We start from the raw sequence: 17643 nt of genomic DNA, 5'->3' as shown, positions 1-17643 counted from the left end.
GCATCATCGAAGCACTCTCAAGCGGAACGCTCCGCCGAAACGGTCATTGCATCAACGCAGGCGCGACAGGCGCTCGCGGCCGGCCTGTGCGGCTTCCGACTGCGGGTAGGCCTTGGTCAGGTCTTCCAGCGTGCGGCGTGCGGCGCGCGTGTCCTTCAGCTCGATCTGGCAGTTCGCAATCGACAGCACGGCTTCGGGCGCCTTGGCGTGGTCGGGTGCGAGCGAGAGCATCGAGCGGAAATTGGCGATGGCTTCGTTGTAGTTGCGCGTGGCGTACTGCGCATTGCCGAGCCAGAACAGCGCGGACGCGTTGTAGCCGCTTTGCGGGTAGCGCTTCACGAACTCGGCGAAGGCGGTCTGGGCCTGTGCGAACTGGCCCGAGCGGAAGACGCCCAGGGCGGCTTCGAAGTCGGCCTTTTCCTTCGGATCGGCATTGAACTCGCGGCCGTCGATCGAGACCTTGGAAGGCTCGTTCTGCTTGAGCTTGTCGTCGATCGTGGTCTGGCGCGACTGCATTTCGCTCAGCGTGCGCGTGAGCTGCTCGTTCTGGCCGGTCATGCGTGCCAGTTCGCCGCGCATCTGCTCGATCTGGCTTTGCAGGTCGAGCAGGCTGCGACGCAGCTGGCCGTTTTCGTCGGCCAGGCGCTGGTCGGTCTGCTGGCGCATGGCTTCGACGCGCTGGCGCAGGTCGAGGATGGCGCGGCGCGCCTCGTCGTCCTCGAACAGCGCCGCCTGCGAGCCGGCCGACGCGCAGAGCAAGGCGGCGGCGAGGGCCGCGCCTCGCCACAGGGCACGTGGTTGCATCACCGGGTGTAGCGGATTTCAGCGCGGCGGTTCTGCGCCCACACTTCTTCACCCGAGCCTTGGGCCGCGGGCTTTTCCTTGCCGAAGCTCACGGCTTCGATCTGGCTGTCGTTCACGCCCAGCAGCGTGAGCGCACGGCGCACGGCTTCGGAACGCTTCTGGCCGAGGGCCAGGTTGTACTCGCGGCCGCCGCGCTCGTCGGTGTGGCCTTCGATCGAGACGCGACGTTGCGTGGCGCCCTTGAGGAAGCGCGCATGGCCGTCGATCACCGACTGGAACTCGGGCTTGACCGTGTAGCTGTCGTAGTCGAAGTACACGATGCGTGCCACGCCGACCGGACCTTGCGCCGTGTTGGCGTTGGGGTCGATGGTCACCGGGGCCACGGCGGTTGCGCCGCCTTGCTGGCCGCCGGCCGTGCCGCTGCGGTCGGTGACCGGCGTTTCGTTGAGCTTGGTGCCCGACGAGCAACCGGCGATGAGCGCCACGATGGCGAGCGAATAGATCGTACGTTTCAACATTTGCGAACTCCTCAAGTAAATTTATCTGGTCAATGCTTATTGCTTTTGAAACGGACCCCAGTCCGGTTCACGGATGTCTCCCGCCTGGCCCGCGAGGCGGGCCTTGATCTTTCCGTCCAGCGTGGTCGTCATGAGCGCCTCGCGGCCCTGTAGGTGCGTGGCATAGACGATCAGCTTGCTGTTGGGTGCGAAGCTCGGGCTCTCGTCGGCCGTGGTGTCGGTGATCGCGGCGACATTGCCGCTGGCCAACTCCATCACGTGGAGTTTGAACGCACCGCCGACCCGCGAGATGTAGGCCAACCACCGGCCATCGCCGCTGACAGATGGAGAAATGTTGTAGGTGCCGCTGAAGGTGACCCGCGTCGGGTTGCCACCGCTGGCGCTCATCTTGTAGATCTGGGGCGCACCGCCGCGGTCGCTCACGAAGTAGATCGTGCTGCCGTCGGCCGAGTACACGGGCTCGGTGTCGATGCTCGAGCTCTGGGTCAGGCGGCGCGGTTCGCCGCCGCTGGCCGGGATGGTGTACAGCTGCGAGCCGCCATCGCGGCTGAGCGTGACGGCCAGCGAGCCGCCGTCGGGTGCCCAGGCCGGGGCGCTGTTGGAGCCCTTGAAGTTGGCGAGCAGCCGGCGCTGGCCGCTTGCCACGTTGTGCACGTAGACCACGGGCTTGCGCGACTCGAAGGACACGTACGCCAGCTGCTGGCCGTTGGACGACCAGCAAGGCGAGATGATCGGCTCGGGGCTGGCGAGCGCGGCCTGCGCGTTCTCGCCGTCGGCATCGGCCACCCACAGCGAGTAGCGGCTGCCACCCTTGGTGACGTAGGCGATGCGGGTCGAGAAGATGCCCTTCTCGCCGGTCAGCTTCTCGTACACGTAGTCGGCGATGCGGTGCGCTGCCAGGCGCAGGTCGCCCTGCGGCACGGTGTAGCTCTGGCCGCCGAGGTCGCGGTCTTTCACGACGTCCCACAGGCGGAAGCGCACGTCGTAGCGGCCGTCGCCCAGCCGGCTCACGCTGCCCACCACGAGCGAATCGGCGGTGCGCTGTCGCCACAGGGCGAGGTCGGGGCGCGAGGACTCGTCGAGCGCCTGGCCCGAGGCATCGACGCCGCGGAACTGGCCGCTGCGTTCGAGGTCGGCCTGGACGATGTCGGAAATCTTCTGGGGCGAGGCGTCCTGCCCCCGGAAAGGCACGAGCGCGATCGGCAACTGCGTCAGCCCCACGCCCGACACCTCGACCCGGAACTGGGCCATGGCGGGAAGCATGGGAGAGGCAGCAAGGGCCGCGATGAGGCTGCGGCGTGCAATCAACGATGAAGAAGGAGTTGGGGAAAGATCTGGCAACGGCTTGTTCATGCGGTTCGGAGAGGTTTCCGGGTAAAAAGTTTCTCCCCGGCGTTTCACGGGCCACATGTTACACACTGGTTTGGACACGCCGTCACAAAACGTTTATCCGGCGAAATGGTCCTACAGGCCTCTCGAAAGGCGGTCGGAGCCGCCCCGTAAAATCCGCCGCCATATGCAAGCATCCCCCGGCAGCGAGAGCGCCCGCCCTCCCCTCATGCGCCGGCTGGCGCGACTCATGACCTGGTTCGGCAGTTCGCGCCAATGGTGGGCCGTGGGGCTGATTGGCGCCCTGCTGGCCGCGCTCACCGAGCCGCTCATGGCCGCCCTGCTCAAGCCACTGCTCGACCGGGGCTTCACGCGCGGCGAGATGCCGCTGTGGTTCATTCCGGCCGCCGTGCTGCTGCTGTTCGCGGTGCGCGGCATCGCCCAATTCATTTCGCAGTACGCGCTCTCGCGCATCGCCAACGAAGGCATGCAGAAGCTGCGCCGCGTGCTGTTCGAACGGCTGCTCGGCGCCGAGCTGGCGCTGTTCGCGCGGCAATCGGCCAGCGCGCTGTCGAACACCGTGGTGTACGAGGTGCAGACCGGCGCCATGCTACTGGTGCAGGCGCTGCTCGGGCTGTCGCGCGACGGCTTCACGCTGATCGCGCTGCTGGGCTATCTGGTCTACCTGAACTGGAAGCTCACGCTCATCGTTGCCTTCCTGGTGCCCAGCATCTCCTGGATCATGAAGGTGTTCTCCAAGCGCCTGTACAAGCTCACGCAGCAGGGCCAGCAGGCCACCGACGAGCTGGCCTACGTGGTCGAGGAAAACGTGCTGGCCCACCGCGTGGTGCGGCTGCACGGTGCGGAGCAGGCGCAGGAGCGCCGCTTCGAGCAGTTGAGCCAGCGCCTGAACCGCCTGGCCGTGAAGTCCACCATCGCCCAGGCCGCCACCACGCCGCTGACGCAGATGATGGCTTCGCTGGCGCTGTCGGTGGTGGTGATGATCGCGCTGTGGCAAAGCGGCAAGCAGGGCTTCACGGTGGGCGGCTTCGTCGCCTACATCACGGCCATGCTGATGCTGATCGCGCCGATCCGCCGCTTGGCCGAAGTGGCCGGCCCCATCACGCGCGGCCTCGCAGCGCTGGAGCGTGGCCTGATCCTCATCGACGAGGTGGCGCCGGAATCGCAGGGCACCTTCAGCGTCGCACACGCCCAAGGCCACATCGAACTGCGCAACGTGCAGGTCAGCTACCGCGGCGACGACGAACAGCGCGCGCTCGACGGCGTGAACCTCGTCATCGAGCCCGGCCAGGTGGTGGCCTTCGTTGGCCCCTCGGGCTCGGGCAAGACCACGCTGGTCAACCTGCTGCCACGCTTCGTGCAGCCCAGCGGCGGCCAGGTGCTGCTCGACGGCCACGACACCAGCGAATGGCAGCTCAAGAGCCTGCGCGCCCAGTTCGCGATGGTGAGCCAGGACGTGGTGATGCTCAACGACACGCTCGCCGCCAACGTGGCGCTGGGCGGCGACATCGACCTCGCGCGCGTGCAGTCCTGCCTCGAGGCGGCCAACCTGAGCGCGCACGTCGAGACGCTGCCGCAGGGCATCGAGACCGTGCTCGGCCACAACGCCACGCAGCTTTCGGGCGGCCAGCGCCAGCGGCTGGCGATTGCCCGCGCGCTCTACAAGAACGCCCCCGTGCTGCTGCTCGACGAAGCCACGTCGGCGCTGGACACCGAATCGGAACGGCTGGTGCAGGACGCCCTGCAGCGCCTGATGCAGGGCCGCACCACGCTGATCGTGGCGCACCGCCTGTCGACCATCCAGCATGCCGACCGCATCATCGTGATGGAGCAAGGCCGCATCGCCGAGCAAGGCAGCCACGAGCAGCTCATGGCGCACGACGGGCTCTATGCGCGGCTGCAGACGCTGGCGGTGCGCAGCGCGGCGCCGGGGCAGGACCCGACGCTCTGACCCTCAGCGCGCGGTGCCTGCCGCGCCACGCGCCCTCTTCGCCGTTGGCGCAGCGTTCTGCGGCGGCAGCGTGCCATCGGACACCAGCACGCCCGTCGACAGGATGAATTCCGCAGCGCTTTCGATGTCGCCCTGCAGCGCGGCCCGGGCCTTGGCGCCGTCGCGGCGCTTCAGCGCGGCCAGCAGCGCCGCATGGTGCGACATCGCCACCTTGTCCCCCACGCGGCGCGAGCCGGCCCGCAGGTCGTAGTTGAGGATGGGGCCGATGCGCAGCCACAGCGCCTCGATCATCTGCAACAACACCGGCATGTCGGCCGCGGCGTAGACCGCGAAGTGAAACTCCTTGTTGAAGGTGACGAGCTTCGAGCCGTCGGGGCTCGCCGCATTCATCTCGGCCGCGAACTCGTCGTGCCAGCGCGTGATGTCGCGCAGCGCCACCGCGCCCGACGCAGAGGCCGCCAGCTCCGTGGCCAGGCCTTCGAGGTTGGTGCGGATGGTGGTGATTTCCTTGAATTGCGCCGCCGTCATCCGGGGCACGCGCAGGGTACGGCTGGGCGTGAGTTCGAGCGCCTGCTCGGCCACCAGGCGCTGCATCGCCTCGCGCACCGGCATCACGCTCACGCCCAGCGCCTCGGCCGCGCTGCGCAATGAAATCTGCTCGCCCGGCATCATCTGCCCGCTCATCACGAGGTCGCGCAACTGGTCGTAGACGTTGGCGCTGAGCGTCTGGCGCTTCAGGGGGGTGACGAGATCGGTGAGGCTCATGCGTCGAAGTATATGGCCGGGGTATTCCCTATGAATTATCTGTGATCACAGATATACGATCCCCGTCATTCCGAAATCGACCTCAAGGATCTCTTCAGCATGTGGAACAACAACTCCCTCGCCGGCCGACGCGTGCTCGTCACCGCCGGTGCCAACGGCATCGGCCTGGACATCGTGCGCAGCTTCGCCGCGGCGGGCGCCAAGGTCTTCGTCTGCGATGTGCAGGCTGCCAGCCTCGACCAGCTGGCGCGTGAACTGCCCGAGGTGGGCCGCTGCGTCGCCGACGTGTCCAACGAGGACGACGTGGCCCGCCTGTTCGAGGCCGTCGACCGCGAACTCGGCGGCCTCGATGTGCTGGTGAACAACGCCGGCGTGGCCGGCCCGACCGGGCCGGTCGAGACCGTCTCGCTCGCCGACTGGGAACGCACGATGGCCGTCAACGTCACCGGCCAGTTCCTCTGCGTGCGGCTGGCCGTGCCGCGGCTGCGCAAGGGCCGCCTGCCCGCCATCATCAACCTGTCCTCGGCCGCCGGGCACCTGGGCATGCCGGGGCGCTCGCCCTACTCCGCCTCGAAGTGGGCCGTCATCGGCTTCACGAAAACGCTGGCACTCGAGCTTGGGGCCGACGGCATCCGCGTCAACGCGATCCTGCCGGGCGCGGTCGACGGTCCGCGCATCCGTGCGGTGATCGCCGCCAAGGCCGAGGCGCTGGGCAAGCCGCTCGACGAAGTGACGCGCGCCTACACCGCGCAGGCCGCGCTGGGCCGCATGGTCACGGCCACGGACATCGCGAACATGGTGCTGTTCGCCGCCAGCGACCTGGCCGCCAGCGTCACAGGCCAGGAGCTCGTGGTGGACGGCCACACGCAAGCACTGAGCTGATCCGCTCGCACGCCCTTTCTTTCCCTCTTCTTCCTTCCGGACACCTCATGGCCCAACGCTCCAAAGCCATCATCACCTGCGCCCCCACGGGCGCCATCCACACGCCCAGCATGTCGCCGCACCTTCCCGTGACGGCCGACGAGATTGCGCAAGCTTCGATCGAAGCCGCCCGCGCAGGCGCCGCGATCCTGCACCTGCATGCGCGCGACCCGAAGGACGGCCGCCCGTCGCAGGACCCGGACCTGTTCCACCCCTTCCTCTCGAAGATCAAGGCCGCAACCGATGCGGTGATCAACATCACGACCGGCGGCAGCCCGCACATGAGCGTCGAGGAGCGCATGCGCCCGGCCACCACCTTCAAGCCCGAGCTCGCGTCGCTCAACATGGGCTCGATGAACTTCGGCCTCTTTCCGATGCTGGAGCGCTTCAAGTCCTTCGAACATGAATGGGAGCGCGAGCACCTGGAGAACAGCCGCAACCTGATCTTCAAGAACACCTTCGCCGACATCGAGAACATCCTCAAGCTCGGCAACGCCAACGGCACGCGCTTCGAGTTCGAGTGCTACGACGTGAGCCACCTCAACAACCTGCGGCACTTCCTGGACCGCGGGCTGGTGCAGGCCCCGGTCTTCGTGCAGACGGTCTTCGGCATCCTGGGTGGCATCGGCGCCGACCCCGAAGACCTGATGCACATGCGCCGCACCGCCGCGCGGCTGTTCGGCGACCGCTTCGAATGGTCGATCCTCGGCACCGGCCGCAACCAGCTGCCGCTGGCCACCATCGGCGCCGCCATGGGCTCGCACGTGCGCGTCGGGCTCGAAGACTCGCTGTGGATCGGCCCGGGCCGGCTCGCCGCGTCGAGCGCCGAACAGGTGCTGCGCATCCGCGCCGTGCTGGAGGCCTTGAACATCGACATCGCGACACCCGCCGAAGCCCGCGAGATCCTCGGGCTCAAGGGCGCGGCGAACGTCGACTTCTAGCCCTGCGCCAGAACCACTGACCCGACTCGGCCCGGCCCATGACCGGGCCGCATCTGCACGCCCGCCGGCTCCCGCCGACGACCTTCCGCCAGAACACGACAGGACAGGAGAGAGACATCCCATGCAACACCCATCCATCCCCGCCACGCCGCCGGGCCTGCGCGCCCGCCAGGCCGTCGACGAGCAGGCCTCGCTCAATGCGCTGATCTTCCGCAAGCTCATGCCGCTGCTGGTGCTGGCCTATGTGATCAGCTTCATCGACCGCACCAACATCGCGCTGGCCAAGAGCCACATGGCCGTGGACATCGGCATCTCGGCGGCCGCCTACGGGCTGGGCGCGGGGCTGTTCTTTCTGAGCTACGCGCTGCTCGAAGTGCCCAGCAATCTGGTGATGCACCGCGTGGGCGCCCGCTGGTGGATCGCCCGCATCATGATCACCTGGGGCCTGCTGTCGGCCGGCATGGCCTTCGTCACGGGCGAGACCTCGTTCTACGTGATGCGCATCCTGCTCGGCGCGGCGGAAGCCGGCCTGTTCCCGGGCGTGATGCTGTACCTGAACTACTGGTTCGGCCGCAAGGACCGCGCACGCGCCACGGGCTACTTCCTGCTCGGCGTGTGCATCGCGAACATCCTCAGCGGCCCGGTCGGCGGCGCGCTGCTGCAGATGGACGGCCTGTGGGGCTGGCACGGCTGGCAATGGATGTTCGTGCTCGAAGGCCTGCCCGCCGTGGCGCTGGCCTTCGTGGTCTGGCGCAAGCTGCCCGACGGGCCCTCCAGTGCCAGCTGGCTCACGCGCCCGCAGGCGCAGGCCATCGAACGCCAGCTCGCCGCCGAACGCGCCGAAGACGTGGCCAACGGCCAGGTCGGCGAGTCGTTCCGCGCCTGCCTGGTCGACCGGCAGATCTGGCTGGCGATCTTTGTCTACTTCTGCCACCAGATCAGCATCTACACGGTGATCTTCTTCCTGCCGAGCATCATCGGCACCTACGGCAAGCTCTCGCCGCTGGAGATCGGCGCGCTCAACTCGCTGCCCTGGGTGGCCGCCGCCGTCGGCGCCATTGCGCTACCGCGGCTCGCGGTCACGCCGCAGCGCGGCCGGCTACTGCTGCTGGTCGGGCTGGTCTCGATGGCGGTGGGCCTGCTGATCGCAGCCTTCGCGAGCCCGGCCATCGCGCTGGCCGGCTTCTGCCTCACGGGCTCGATGTTCTTCGTGGTGCAGTCCGTGATCTTCCTGTTCGCGTCGTCACGGCTGGCCGGTGTGGCGCTGGCAGGTGGACTCGCGTTGGTCAACACCTGCGGCCTCGTGGGCGGCTTCATCGGCCCGTCGGTGATGGGCTGGATCGAGCAGAGCACGGGCAGCACGAAGAACGGGCTGCTGCTGATCGCCGGGATGCTGGTGGCCGCCGCGCTGGCCAGCGTCTGGATGCGGCAAGGCCAGGAGTCGAAGCGCTGACCCGTCGTTGCAACGGGCCGCGCGCTCCTGTCGTCAGAGCAACACGATGTCGTACTGCCCCTGCCCGATCGCCGGCTCCGACTGGAGCGAGATCGGCTTGCCGATGAAGTCGCTCAACCCGGCGAGGTGCTGGCTCTCCTCATCGAGGAACAGCTCGATGACCTGCGGTGACGAGACGATGCGGAACTCGCGCGGCGTGAACTGCCGCGCCTCGCGCAGGATCTCGCGCATCACGTCGTAGGCCACGCTGCGCGCGGTCTTCACGATGCCCTGCCCGCCGCAGGCCACGCAGGGCTCGCACAGCATGTGGGCCAGCGATTCGCGCGTGCGCTTGCGGGTCATCTCGACCAGGCCGAGCTGCGAGAAACCGCCGGCCGTGGTCTTCACGCGGTCGCGTGCGAGCTGCTTGCGGAACTCGGCCAGAACCTGCTCGCGGTGGTCGTCGCGTGCCATGTCGATGAAGTCGACGATGATGATCCCGCCCAGGTTGCGCAGGCGCAGCTGCCGCGCAATCGCCTGCGCGGCCTCCAGGTTGGTCTTGAAGATGGTGTCGTCGAAGTTGCGCGCACCGACGAAGCCACCGGTGTTCACGTCGACCGTGGTCAGCGCTTCGGTCTGGTCGACCACGAGGTAGCCGCCCGACTTCAGGTCGACGCGCCGGCCCAGCGCCTTCGCGATTTCCTCGTCCACCGAGTACAGGTCGAAAATCGGGCGCTCGCCCTTGTAGTGCTGCAGCTTGCCGGCCGCCTGCGGCATGAATTCGAGGCCGAACTTCAGCAGCACCTCGAACTGCTCGCGCGAGTCGATGCGGATGGTCTGCGTGCCTTCGCTCGTCATGTCGCGCAGCACGCGCTGCAGCAGGCTCAGGTCCTGGTGCAGCAGCGACATGGCTGGCATCCGGCTCGAGGCCTCGCGGATGCGCGTCCAGGTCTTTCGCAGGTAGGCGATGTCTTCGGCCAGCTCGGCGTCGGCCGCGTCTTCACCGTTGGTGCGCAGGATGAAGCCGCCGGTGTTGACCGGCACCACGCCGCCGCTCTCGGCGGCCGCGGCCGCCTCGATGAGCGCCAGCATGCGGTTGCGCAGCGACTCGCGCTGGTCGGGCGGGATCTTCTGCGACACGCCGATGTGGTTGTCCTGCGGCAGGAACACCAGCAGTCGGCCCGCGATGCTGATCTGCGTGGACAGCCGCGCGCCCTTGGTGCCGATCGGGTCCTTGATGACCTGCACCAGCAGCGACTGGCCCTCGAACACCTGCTTCTCGATGGGCACCATCGGCCCGCCGTTGCGGTGGTCGCGCTCGGGTGGCGCGGCGCTCGGGCGCGAGCCCGGCGTGAACGGCGAGACGATGTCAGCCACGTGCAGGAAGGCGGTGCGCTCCAGGCCGATGTCGATGAAGGCCGACTGCATGCCCGGCAGCACGCGTGAGACCTTGCCCAGGTAGATGTTGCCGACCAGCCCGCGCTCGAGCGTGCGCTCGACGTGCAGCTCTTGCACCGCGCCGTGCTCGACCAGCGCCACACGGGTCTCCTGCGGAGACCAGTTGATCAGGATGTCTTGCATGGATGTCTTAAGTATTGAAACCGACGCCTCGAAGCAGCTGCGCGGTCTCGAACATGGGGAGTCCCATGATGCCCGAATAGGAGCCGCTGATGTGCTCGACGAACGCAGCCGCTGCGCCCTGGATGGCGTAGGCGCCGGCCTTGCCGAGCGGCTCGCCGCTGGCGGCGTAGGCCGCGACCTGCTTCTTGGTGAGCGTGGCGAAGCGCACGCGCGACACGCTGAGCGCCGCATGGCGTCGACGGCCGTTCTGCAGCGCGACCGCCGTGAGCACGCGGTGCGTGGCGCCGGACAGGTGCGCGAGCATGCGTTCGGCATCGCGTGCGTCCTCGGGCTTGCCGAGGATGGTGCGGCCGAGCGCGACCGTGGTGTCGGCGCAGAGCACAGGCGCATCGGCCAAGCCCAGGCGCTTGCGGCGCGCAACGGCGGCATCGAGCTTGAGGGCGGTCACGCGCTGCACGTACGCTGTGGGCGACTCGTTCTGCAGCAAGGCTTCGAGCGCCTCGGCGTCTTCGTCGGCACCGGCCAGCAGCAGTTCGTGGCGCACGCCAAGCTGGCCGAGCAATTGGGCGCGGCGCGGGCTTTGCGACGCGAGGTAGATGAAGTCAGGCAAGTTCAGGTCTCCGAGGTGGGCCCCACCGCCGGCCCCGTGGTCATTCCCGGTGGTACGGATGGCCCGCGTTGACCGACCACGCCCGGTAGAGCTGTTCGACCAGCAGCACGCGCGCCATGGCATGCGGCAGGGTCAGGTCGGACAGGCGGATGCGTTCGTGCGCCGCGGCCTTGAAGGCCGGGTCGAGCCCGTCGGGGCCGCCGATGACCAGCGCCACATCGTCGCCCTCGCCCTGCCAGGTCTGCAGCCGTGCAGCCAGCGCCTTGGTAGTGAGCGCGGTGCCGCGCTCGTCGAGCACGACGATGCGCATGCCACGGGCGATGGCGCCTTCGATGCGCTCGCGCTCGGCGGCATACAGCGTTTCGAGTGTCTTGGAGCCGCGCGGCTCGGTCTTGACGGCGCGCAGCTCGAGCTTCAGCTCGGGCGGGAAGCGCTTGGCGTAGTCGTCCCAGGCAGTCTGCGCCCAGTCGGGCATGCGCTGCCCGACGGCGACCACCAGCAGCTTCATGCGCGGCGGGCTGGCGCCTTCTTGGCCGGCGCCTTCTTCGCAGCGGTCTTCTTGGCGGCCGGCTTGCCGACCACCTTCACCGGCACGCGTGCGGTGCCCGTGGCGGACTTCTTCGCAGGCGCCTTCTTGGCGGCAGTCTTGCCCGCGGTCTTCGATGCGGCCTTCTTCGCCGGGGCCTTGGCGGCCTTGGCTTCCTGCTCGGCCGCGCGGATCGCGGTCTTGGCGGCGCTCGAACGGCGCAGGCTCGGCGTCTTGGCGGCGGCCGTCTTCTTCTCTTCGGCACCCTTGACGACGGACGAAGCAGTGGCCAGCGCGGGCTTGGTGGCGCCGAGCTTGGCGCGCACCGGCTTGTCGCCCCAGATCTCTTCGAGGTGGTAGTACTGGCGGATGGCGGGCTGCATGATGTGCGCCACGGCCGCGCCGCAGTCCACGATGATCCACTCGCCGTTTTCCTCGCCCTCGGTGCGCGGCTTGGCAAAGCCGGCTTCGCGCACGGCGTCGCGCACGCTCGATGCGAGCGCCTTGGTCTGGCGGTTGGAGGTGCCCGACGCCACGATCACGCGCTCGAACAGCGGCGAGAGGTGCTCCGTGTCGAATACCTGGATGTCCTGCGCCTTGACGTCTTCGAGACCATCGATGATGGCTCGCTGGAGTTTTTGGATGTCTTTTTTGGCGGCGGCTTCAGTGGTCATCAGGCAGAGCGGTAGAGGTGGTGTTGGTCAATATAGCGTGCAACCGTGGGCGGAACCAGCGAGGAAATGTCCACACCCGACGCCACACGCCGCCGGATATGGGTGGCGCTGGTGTCCATGGCGGCAGGCAGTTCAAGCGCCTCGAAACGCGCGCCAGCCGGGAGGCCGGGCAGCTGTTTCGGATCAAAACGAGTGACGTCACCCGTCGATAGTGCGCGATACGCTACAGAAACGATAGCAATGCCGAGTATATCCTGCCAGCCGTGCCAGGTCGGCAAGGCCGCTGCCTGGTCCGCGCCCATCACCAGCACGAGCTGTGCGCCGGGTTGCTCTTTCTGCAATTCATGCAGTGTGTCGAGCGTGTAGGTCGGGCCGTCGCGCAGCACTTCGCGGCTGTCGATGACGACCTTGCCTTGCAGATTGCCGAAGGCCAGTTGCGCCATCGCGAGGCGATCTTCCTTCGGGGTGAGCGTGCGGCTCTTGTGCCAGGCCTGCCCCGTGGGAATGACGTGCAGCTCCATCAGATCGAGCTGCGCCAGTGCGGCTTCGGCCAGAGCGACGTGCGCGTTGTGCGGCGGGTCGAAGGCTCCGCCGAAGACGCCGATGCGCAAAGCGGAACCGGTGGGGCTCACACCCAGTCCCGGCGCACGATGAAGTCGCTGTACAGCGCGGCTTCGGGGCTGCCCGCTTCGGGCTGTTGCCGGTAGGCCCAGCTCGCGAGCGGCGGCATCGACAGCAGGATCGATTCGGTGCGCCCGCCCGACTGCAGGCCGAAGTGCGTGCCGCGGTCCCACACGAGGTTGAACTCGACGTAGCGCCCGCGCCGGTACAGCTGGAACTCGCGCTCGCGCTCACCGTACGGCATGCTGCGGCGGCGCTCGACGATCGGCAGGTAGGCCTGCAGGAAGGCATCGCCGACCGAACGGATCAGCGCAAAGCCGTTCTCGATGCCGCCCTCGGCGAAGTCGTCGAAGAAGATGCCGCCGATGCCGCGCTGCTCGTTGCGGTGCTTCAAAAAGAAATACTCGTCGCACCAGGTCTTGAAGCGCGGGTACTTGTCGGCGCCGAAGGGGGCGAGCGCGTCGCGGCACACGGTGTGGAAGTGCACCGCGTCGTCTTCGAAGCCGTAGCACGGCGTGAGGTCCATGCCGCCGCCGAACCAGCACACGGGATCACCGCCGCCCGCGGGCTGCGCGGCCAGCATGCGCACGTTCATGTGGACGATCGGCACGTAGGGATTGCGCGGGTGGAACACCAGCGACACGCCCATGGCCTCGAACGGTGCGCCCGAGAGCTCGGGGCGGTTCTGCGTGGCCGAGGGCGGCAGCTTGGCGCCGCGCACCTGCGAGAAGCCGACGCCGGCGCGTTCGAACAGCGCACCGCCTTCGAGGATGCAGGTCAGGCCGTTGCCCTGCAGCGGCTCACCGGGCTCTTTCTGCCAGGCGTCGCGCACCGCACTGCCGCCATCCGCCGCCTCGACCGCCGAGATGATCGATTGCTGCAGTCCGCGCAGGTAGTCGCCGACCGCCTTCGGCTGGGTGGCTGGCATCAGGCGTGGGGCGTGTTGCGCGCGTTCACGGCGCGGTAGCCGATGTCCTTGCGGTACTGCACACCGTCGAACTGCACGCGCGCCGCGACCTCGTAGGCGCGCTGCTGCGCCTGCTTGACGCTGTCGGCCAGCACGGTCACGCAGAGGACGCGGCCGCCGCTGGTCTTGAGCTCACCGTTCTCGAGCGTGGTGCCCGCGTGGAACACCACGGCATCGGGTGCCTCGGCCGGGATGCCGCTGATGCGGTCGCCCTTGCGCGGCGACAGCGGGTAGCCGTGCGCGGCCATCACCACGCCCAGTGCCACGCGGCGGTCCCATTGCAGCTCGACCTGGTCGAGCGTGCCGTCGGTGGCGTGCCAGAACACCTCGAACAGGTCGGACTTGAGGCGCATCATGATCGGCTGCGTCTCGGGGTCGCCCATGCGGCAGTTGAATTCGAGCGTCTTGGGCTGGCCGGCCGCGTCGATCATCAGGCCGGCATAGAGGAAGCCGGTGAACGGAATGCCGTCCTTTTCCATGCCGCGGATGGTCGGCAGGATGATCTCGCGCATCGCACGCGCATGCACCTCGGCCGTGACGACCGGTGCGGGCGAGTACGCGCCCATGCCGCCGGTGTTCGGGCCTTCGTCGCCGTCGAGCAGGCGCTTGTGGTCCTGGCTGGTGGCCAGCGCGGCGACGTTCTTGCCGTCGCACATCACGATGAAGCTGGCTTCTTCGCCTTGCAAAAATTCTTCGATGACGACGCGTGCGCCGCCTTCGTTGTGCGACACGCCGAACTTGTTGTCGACCAGCATGAAGTCGACGGCTTCGTGGGCTTCCTGCGCGGTCATGGCAACCACCACGCCCTTGCCGGCGGCCAGGCCGTCGGCCTTGACGACGATGGGCGCGCCCTTGGCGTCGATGTACGCATGGGCCGCGGCGGCGTCGGTGAAGGCCTCGTATTCGGCCGTCGGGATCTTGTGGCGCTTCATGAAGGCCTTCGAGAAGGCCTTGGAGCTTTCGAGCTGCGCAGCCGCCTGCGTCGGGCCGAAGATGCGCAGGCCGTGCGCGCGGAACTCGTCCACCACGCCCGCGGCGAGCGGCCCCTCGGGGCCGACCACGGTCAGCGCGATTTTTTCGGCCATCGCCCACTCGCGCAGCGCGGCGGGTTCGGTGATGTCGATGCAGTCGTAGCGTTCGTCGCTCACGGTGCCGCCGTTGCCGGGCGCCACGTAGACGCGGCTGACCCGGTTGCCCTGCGCCAGCCGCCACGCCAGTGCGTGCTCGCGGCCCCCTCCTCCAATCACCAGTACCTTCATTCGCGGGCTTTCGTTTGTCGCTGTGGATCCATCATTCATTCGTTCAGTCGGACAGTGCGGCGTTGTGATAAACGTCCTGCACGTCGTCCAGGTCCTCGAGCACGTCGAGGAGCTTCTGCATCCTGGCGGCGTCTTCGCCGGTCACGTCCACGGTGTTCTCGGCACGCATGGTGATTTCGGCGGCGTCGGGCTTCAGGCCCGCGGCTTCGAGTGCGTTTTTCACAGCCTCGAAGTCGCCGATGGCGGTGAGCACCTCGATGGCGCCGTCGTCGTCGGTGATCACGTCCTCGGCGCCGGCTTCGAGGGCCACTTCCATGACCTTGTCCTCGCTGGTGCCGGGCGCAAAGATGATCTGGCCGCAGTGCTTGAACTGGAAGGCCACCGAGCCTTCGGTGCCCATGTTGCCGCCGTGCTTGGAGAAGGCGTGGCGCACTTCGGCCACGGTGCGCACGCGGTTGTCGGTCATGGTGTCGACGATGATCGCCGCGCCGCCGATGCCGTACCCTTCGTAACGAATTTCTTCGTAATTGACGCCTTCGAGGTTGCCCGTGGCCTTGTCGATGTTGCGCTTGACGGTGTCAATGGGCAGGTTGACCGCCTTGGCCTTTTCGACCGCCAGCCGCAGCCGGGGGTTGGCGCTGAGGTCGGCGCCGCCGGCGCGTGCCGCCACCGTGATTTCACGGATGGCGCGGGTCCAGAGCTTGCCCCGTTTCTCGTCCTGGCGGCCCTTGCGGTGCTGAATATTTGCCCACTTGCTATGTCCGGCCATGGCTTTCTCTCTCGCTGTCGTGTGTTTTCAAAGCAAGTGTGGAGTTTACTGTCCGGCGCACACAACGCTCCCCCGGCGCCCGGGATTTCGGCCCGGACCTTTTGGTGATAATTGTTCGATGACGCCATCGCCCATTGCCGGTACGGGAAATCCCGACGCCCTGCCGCCGCACGCCCCGCTGCCGCTGTACTACAACACCGAAGCGGAGCACCAGGCGTTCCTGCGGCGCATCTTCGACAGCACGGCCGCGGACTACGACCGCATCGAAGCCGTGCTGGCCTTCGGCACCGGCCCCTCGTACCGCCGCGACGCGCTGAAGCAGGCCGGCCTCACGGCGGGCGCCCAGGTGCTCGACGTGGGCATCGGCACCGGGCTCGTCGCCCGCGAAGCCCTGAAGCTCATCGGCTCCACCGGCAAGCTCACCGGCGTCGACCCCAGCGTGGGCATGATGGGCCAGGTCCGGCTGCCCGGCGTCGAACTCATTCAAGGCGTCGCCGAGGCCCTGCCCCGCCCCGACGCCAGCTGCGATTTCGTGAGCATGGGTTACGCCATGCGCCACATCAGCGACGTGGCCGCCGCCTTTTCCGAATTCCATCGCGTGCTGCGCCCGGGCGGGCGCGTGGTGGTGCTCGAGATCACCAAGCCCGAAGGCCGCATGGCCACCGCGCTGCTCAAGGGCTACATGCGCGCCGTGGTGCCGCTGATCGCCCGCGTGGTCGGCCGCCGCAGCGACACCTCGGAGCTGTGGCGCTATTACTGGGACACGATCGAGGCCTGCATCCCACCCGAGCGCGTCATGCAGGCACTGGGCGCCGCCGGCTTCAGCGACGTGCGCCGGCATGCGAGCCTCGGGGTCTTCTCGGCCTACACCGGCCGCAAACCCGAATCCACCGCCGACGAGGTTCGATGAACGTGCGCCCCCAGGACGACCGCCTTCATTCCCCCCTGCGCGTGGAGCGCCTCTCGCTGCCGGACAGCCTCGCGCTGGCCACGCACAGCCATGCGCCCTTTGCCGCGCTCGGCTACGGCACGCCGCACGGTGTCGCCTGGATGCCCACGGTCAACGCGCGCGTGCTGTCGCCGCAAGGCGCGATGGCCGATGTGTGGCACGTGGGCGACGGCACCCAGGTCAGGTCGGGCACCACCGGCATCGCGCGCTGGCGCACCGACGGGCACTGGCTGCTGGGCGCCATCGACCTCGATGAAGCCGTGGAAGGCCAGAGCCTGACCGAGCTTGCACAGCGCGCCTACCGCGACCTGTTTCGTACGCTCGACCAGGCCGACACGCCGCACCTGCAGCGCATCTGGAACTACCTGCCGCGCATCAATGCCGACGGCGGCGGGCTGGAGCGGTACCGCCAGTTCAACCTCGGCCGGCAAGAGGCTTTCTTCGAAGCCGGCCGCGCCGCCTTCGAGGGCGCGCCGGCTGCTTGCGCGCTGGGCATCCGCCAGGGCGCGCTGTCGATCCGTTTTCTCGCGGGACGCGCTGCGCCGCTGCCGGTCGAGAACCCGCGGCAGGTGTCGGCCTACCGCTACCCCGAAACCTACGGCCCGCGCTCGCCGACCTTCTCGCGCGCCGCGCTGGCGGACATCGGCGACGGCCAGGTGGCGCTGTTCATCTCGGGCACGGCGAGCATCGTCGGGCACGAAACGGTGCACCACGGCGACGTGCGTGAGCAAGCCCGCGAAACCCTGCGCAACCTCGAGGCAGTGATCGCCTCCGCCCATGCGCAGACCACGGCGCGCTTTTCGCTCGATGCGCTCGACTGCGTGGTGTACGTGCGGCATCCCTCGGACACCGAGGCCGTGCGCGAAGTGATCGAAGCCGCGCTCGGCGCCCAGTCGCCGATGGCCTGCCATGCGGTGTACCTGGAAGCCGACATCTGCCGCAGCGATCTGCTGGTCGAGATCGAGGCCCACACGGTTGCCGCCGGCCGGCTGCAGGCCGCCTGAG

Annotated in this window: 18 protein-coding genes; 6 read left to right on the top strand and 12 right to left on the bottom strand. The window is 68.1% G+C overall.

Annotated features, from left to right (window positions below; all coding sequences use genetic code 11):
* Nucleotides 1-51: 51 nt before the first annotated feature.
* Genes ybgF through tolB form a run of 3 tightly spaced genes read right to left on the bottom strand, consistent with a single transcriptional unit; the run spans nt 52 to nt 2675 of the window.
* On the bottom strand, nt 52-804 hold the full coding sequence (gene ybgF / locus AC1RLW_RS03435) for a tol-pal system protein YbgF (protein WP_095745430.1): 753 nt from the start codon (nt 802-804) through the stop codon (nt 52-54).
* Complete coding sequence (gene pal / locus AC1RLW_RS03430; RefSeq protein ID WP_493192218.1) at nt 804-1322, bottom strand: peptidoglycan-associated lipoprotein Pal; 519 nt, start codon at nt 1320-1322, stop codon at nt 804-806. The genes ybgF and pal overlap by 1 nt, the downstream gene beginning before the upstream one ends.
* A 36-nt stretch (nt 1323-1358) precedes the next feature.
* The gene (gene tolB, locus AC1RLW_RS03425; protein ID WP_095745431.1) at nt 1359-2675 is read right to left on the bottom strand and encodes a Tol-Pal system beta propeller repeat protein TolB; all 1317 of its coding nucleotides are present in this window, start codon (nt 2673-2675) and stop codon (nt 1359-1361) included.
* Between the two features lie 163 nt (nt 2676-2838).
* On the opposite strand from tolB, the gene msbA reads away from it, so the two are divergent.
* Nucleotides 2839-4623: a lipid A export permease/ATP-binding protein MsbA gene (gene msbA / locus AC1RLW_RS03420; RefSeq protein ID WP_493192217.1), complete on the top strand. Its 1785-nt coding sequence runs from the start codon at nt 2839-2841 to the stop codon at nt 4621-4623.
* Nucleotides 4624-4626: 3 nt separating this feature from the next.
* Here msbA and AC1RLW_RS03415 read toward each other — a convergent pair whose 3' ends face one another.
* Entirely contained in the window at nt 4627-5388 is a 762-nt protein-coding gene (locus AC1RLW_RS03415; protein WP_493192216.1) for a GntR family transcriptional regulator, read from the bottom strand.
* A 99-nt stretch (nt 5389-5487) separates the two neighbouring features.
* Between AC1RLW_RS03415 and AC1RLW_RS03410 the strand changes: the two genes are divergently transcribed.
* The 3 genes from AC1RLW_RS03410 to AC1RLW_RS03400 all read left to right on the top strand — a co-directional run bounded on the left by AC1RLW_RS03410 (nt 5488) and on the right by AC1RLW_RS03400 (nt 8703).
* The gene (locus AC1RLW_RS03410) at nt 5488-6270 is read left to right on the top strand and encodes an SDR family oxidoreductase (RefSeq protein WP_095948650.1); all 783 of its coding nucleotides are present in this window, start codon (nt 5488-5490) and stop codon (nt 6268-6270) included.
* 47 nt (nt 6271-6317) lie between these two features.
* A complete protein-coding gene (gene kce / locus AC1RLW_RS03405; RefSeq protein WP_493192215.1) occupies nt 6318-7250 on the top strand; it encodes a 3,5-dioxohexanoate:acetyl-CoA acetone transferase in 933 nt (310 codons plus the stop codon).
* A gap of 121 nt (nt 7251-7371) precedes the next feature.
* Nucleotides 7372-8703, top strand: coding sequence for an MFS transporter (locus tag AC1RLW_RS03400; protein ID WP_492734653.1), 1332 nt, complete (start codon nt 7372-7374; stop codon nt 8701-8703).
* Between the two features lie 33 nt (nt 8704-8736).
* On the opposite strand, the gene rng is transcribed toward AC1RLW_RS03400, so the two are convergent.
* The 8 genes from rng to AC1RLW_RS03360 are packed head-to-tail and all read right to left on the bottom strand — an operon-like array spanning nt 8737 to nt 15689.
* Nucleotides 8737-10263, bottom strand: coding sequence for a ribonuclease G (gene rng, locus AC1RLW_RS03395; protein ID WP_493192214.1), 1527 nt, complete (start codon nt 10261-10263; stop codon nt 8737-8739).
* A gap of 7 nt (nt 10264-10270) precedes the next feature.
* On the bottom strand, nt 10271-10873 hold the full coding sequence (locus tag AC1RLW_RS03390) for a Maf family protein (protein WP_493192213.1): 603 nt from the start codon (nt 10871-10873) through the stop codon (nt 10271-10273).
* Nucleotides 10874-10913: 40 nt separating this feature from the next.
* Entirely contained in the window at nt 10914-11381 is a 468-nt protein-coding gene (gene rlmH, locus AC1RLW_RS03385) for a 23S rRNA (pseudouridine(1915)-N(3))-methyltransferase RlmH (protein WP_070060813.1), read from the bottom strand.
* A complete protein-coding gene (gene rsfS / locus AC1RLW_RS03380) occupies nt 11378-12073 on the bottom strand; it encodes a ribosome silencing factor (protein ID WP_062470113.1) in 696 nt (231 codons plus the stop codon). Before rsfS ends, rlmH begins: the two co-directional genes overlap by 4 nt.
* A complete protein-coding gene (nadD, locus tag AC1RLW_RS03375; protein ID WP_493192212.1) occupies nt 12073-12705 on the bottom strand; it encodes a nicotinate (nicotinamide) nucleotide adenylyltransferase in 633 nt (210 codons plus the stop codon). The genes rsfS and nadD overlap by 1 nt, the downstream gene beginning before the upstream one ends.
* Nucleotides 12702-13622: an oxygen-dependent coproporphyrinogen oxidase gene (hemF, locus tag AC1RLW_RS03370; RefSeq protein WP_487846859.1), complete on the bottom strand. Its 921-nt coding sequence runs from the start codon at nt 13620-13622 to the stop codon at nt 12702-12704. The genes nadD and hemF overlap by 4 nt, the downstream gene beginning before the upstream one ends.
* A complete protein-coding gene (purD, locus tag AC1RLW_RS03365) occupies nt 13622-14920 on the bottom strand; it encodes a phosphoribosylamine--glycine ligase (RefSeq protein WP_487846858.1) in 1299 nt (432 codons plus the stop codon). Before purD ends, hemF begins: the two co-directional genes overlap by 1 nt.
* 43 nt (nt 14921-14963) lie before the next feature.
* Nucleotides 14964-15689: a YebC/PmpR family DNA-binding transcriptional regulator gene (locus AC1RLW_RS03360; RefSeq protein ID WP_056580425.1), complete on the bottom strand. Its 726-nt coding sequence runs from the start codon at nt 15687-15689 to the stop codon at nt 14964-14966.
* Between the two features lie 118 nt (nt 15690-15807).
* Here AC1RLW_RS03360 and AC1RLW_RS03355 point away from each other — a divergent pair, with 118 nt between their 5' ends.
* Entirely contained in the window at nt 15808-16599 is a 792-nt protein-coding gene (locus AC1RLW_RS03355; protein ID WP_492676928.1) for a class I SAM-dependent methyltransferase, read from the top strand.
* Nucleotides 16596-17642: a chorismate transformation FkbO/Hyg5 family protein gene (locus AC1RLW_RS03350; RefSeq protein ID WP_493192211.1), complete on the top strand. Its 1047-nt coding sequence runs from the start codon at nt 16596-16598 to the stop codon at nt 17640-17642. Before AC1RLW_RS03355 ends, AC1RLW_RS03350 begins: the two co-directional genes overlap by 4 nt.
* Nucleotide 17643: the final 1 nt, after the last annotated feature.

The sequence above is a fragment of the Variovorax sp. GW822-FHT04A09 genome (genome assembly GCF_058801005.1).
Note: the sequence above shows the minus strand (reverse complement) of the source record. Positions and strands in the feature narration are given on the sequence as shown.

Coding starts and splice junctions, on each gene's coding strand:
- AC1RLW_RS03415 (WP_493192216.1), bottom strand. CDS start 5,388: ATGAGCCTCACCGATCTCGTCACCCCCCTGAAGCGCCAGACGCTCAGC.
- AC1RLW_RS03400 (WP_492734653.1), top strand. CDS start 7,372: ATGCAACACCCATCCATCCCCGCCACGCCGCCGGGCCTGCGCGCCCGC.
- purD (WP_487846858.1), bottom strand. CDS start 14,920: ATGAAGGTACTGGTGATTGGAGGAGGGGGCCGCGAGCACGCACTGGCG.
- hemF (WP_487846859.1), bottom strand. CDS start 13,622: ATGCCAGCCACCCAGCCGAAGGCGGTCGGCGACTACCTGCGCGGACTG.
- pal (WP_493192218.1), bottom strand. CDS start 1,322: ATGTTGAAACGTACGATCTATTCGCTCGCCATCGTGGCGCTCATCGCC.
- ybgF (WP_095745430.1), bottom strand. CDS start 804: ATGCAACCACGTGCCCTGTGGCGAGGCGCGGCCCTCGCCGCCGCCTTG.
- AC1RLW_RS03360 (WP_056580425.1), bottom strand. CDS start 15,689: ATGGCCGGACATAGCAAGTGGGCAAATATTCAGCACCGCAAGGGCCGC.
- AC1RLW_RS03350 (WP_493192211.1), top strand. CDS start 16,596: ATGAACGTGCGCCCCCAGGACGACCGCCTTCATTCCCCCCTGCGCGTG.
- msbA (WP_493192217.1), top strand. CDS start 2,839: ATGCAAGCATCCCCCGGCAGCGAGAGCGCCCGCCCTCCCCTCATGCGC.
- rlmH (WP_070060813.1), bottom strand. CDS start 11,381: ATGAAGCTGCTGGTGGTCGCCGTCGGGCAGCGCATGCCCGACTGGGCG.
- AC1RLW_RS03355 (WP_492676928.1), top strand. CDS start 15,808: ATGACGCCATCGCCCATTGCCGGTACGGGAAATCCCGACGCCCTGCCG.
- rng (WP_493192214.1), bottom strand. CDS start 10,263: ATGCAAGACATCCTGATCAACTGGTCTCCGCAGGAGACCCGTGTGGCG.
- AC1RLW_RS03410 (WP_095948650.1), top strand. CDS start 5,488: ATGTGGAACAACAACTCCCTCGCCGGCCGACGCGTGCTCGTCACCGCC.
- tolB (WP_095745431.1), bottom strand. CDS start 2,675: ATGAACAAGCCGTTGCCAGATCTTTCCCCAACTCCTTCTTCATCGTTG.
- kce (WP_493192215.1), top strand. CDS start 6,318: ATGGCCCAACGCTCCAAAGCCATCATCACCTGCGCCCCCACGGGCGCC.
- rsfS (WP_062470113.1), bottom strand. CDS start 12,073: ATGACCACTGAAGCCGCCGCCAAAAAAGACATCCAAAAACTCCAGCGA.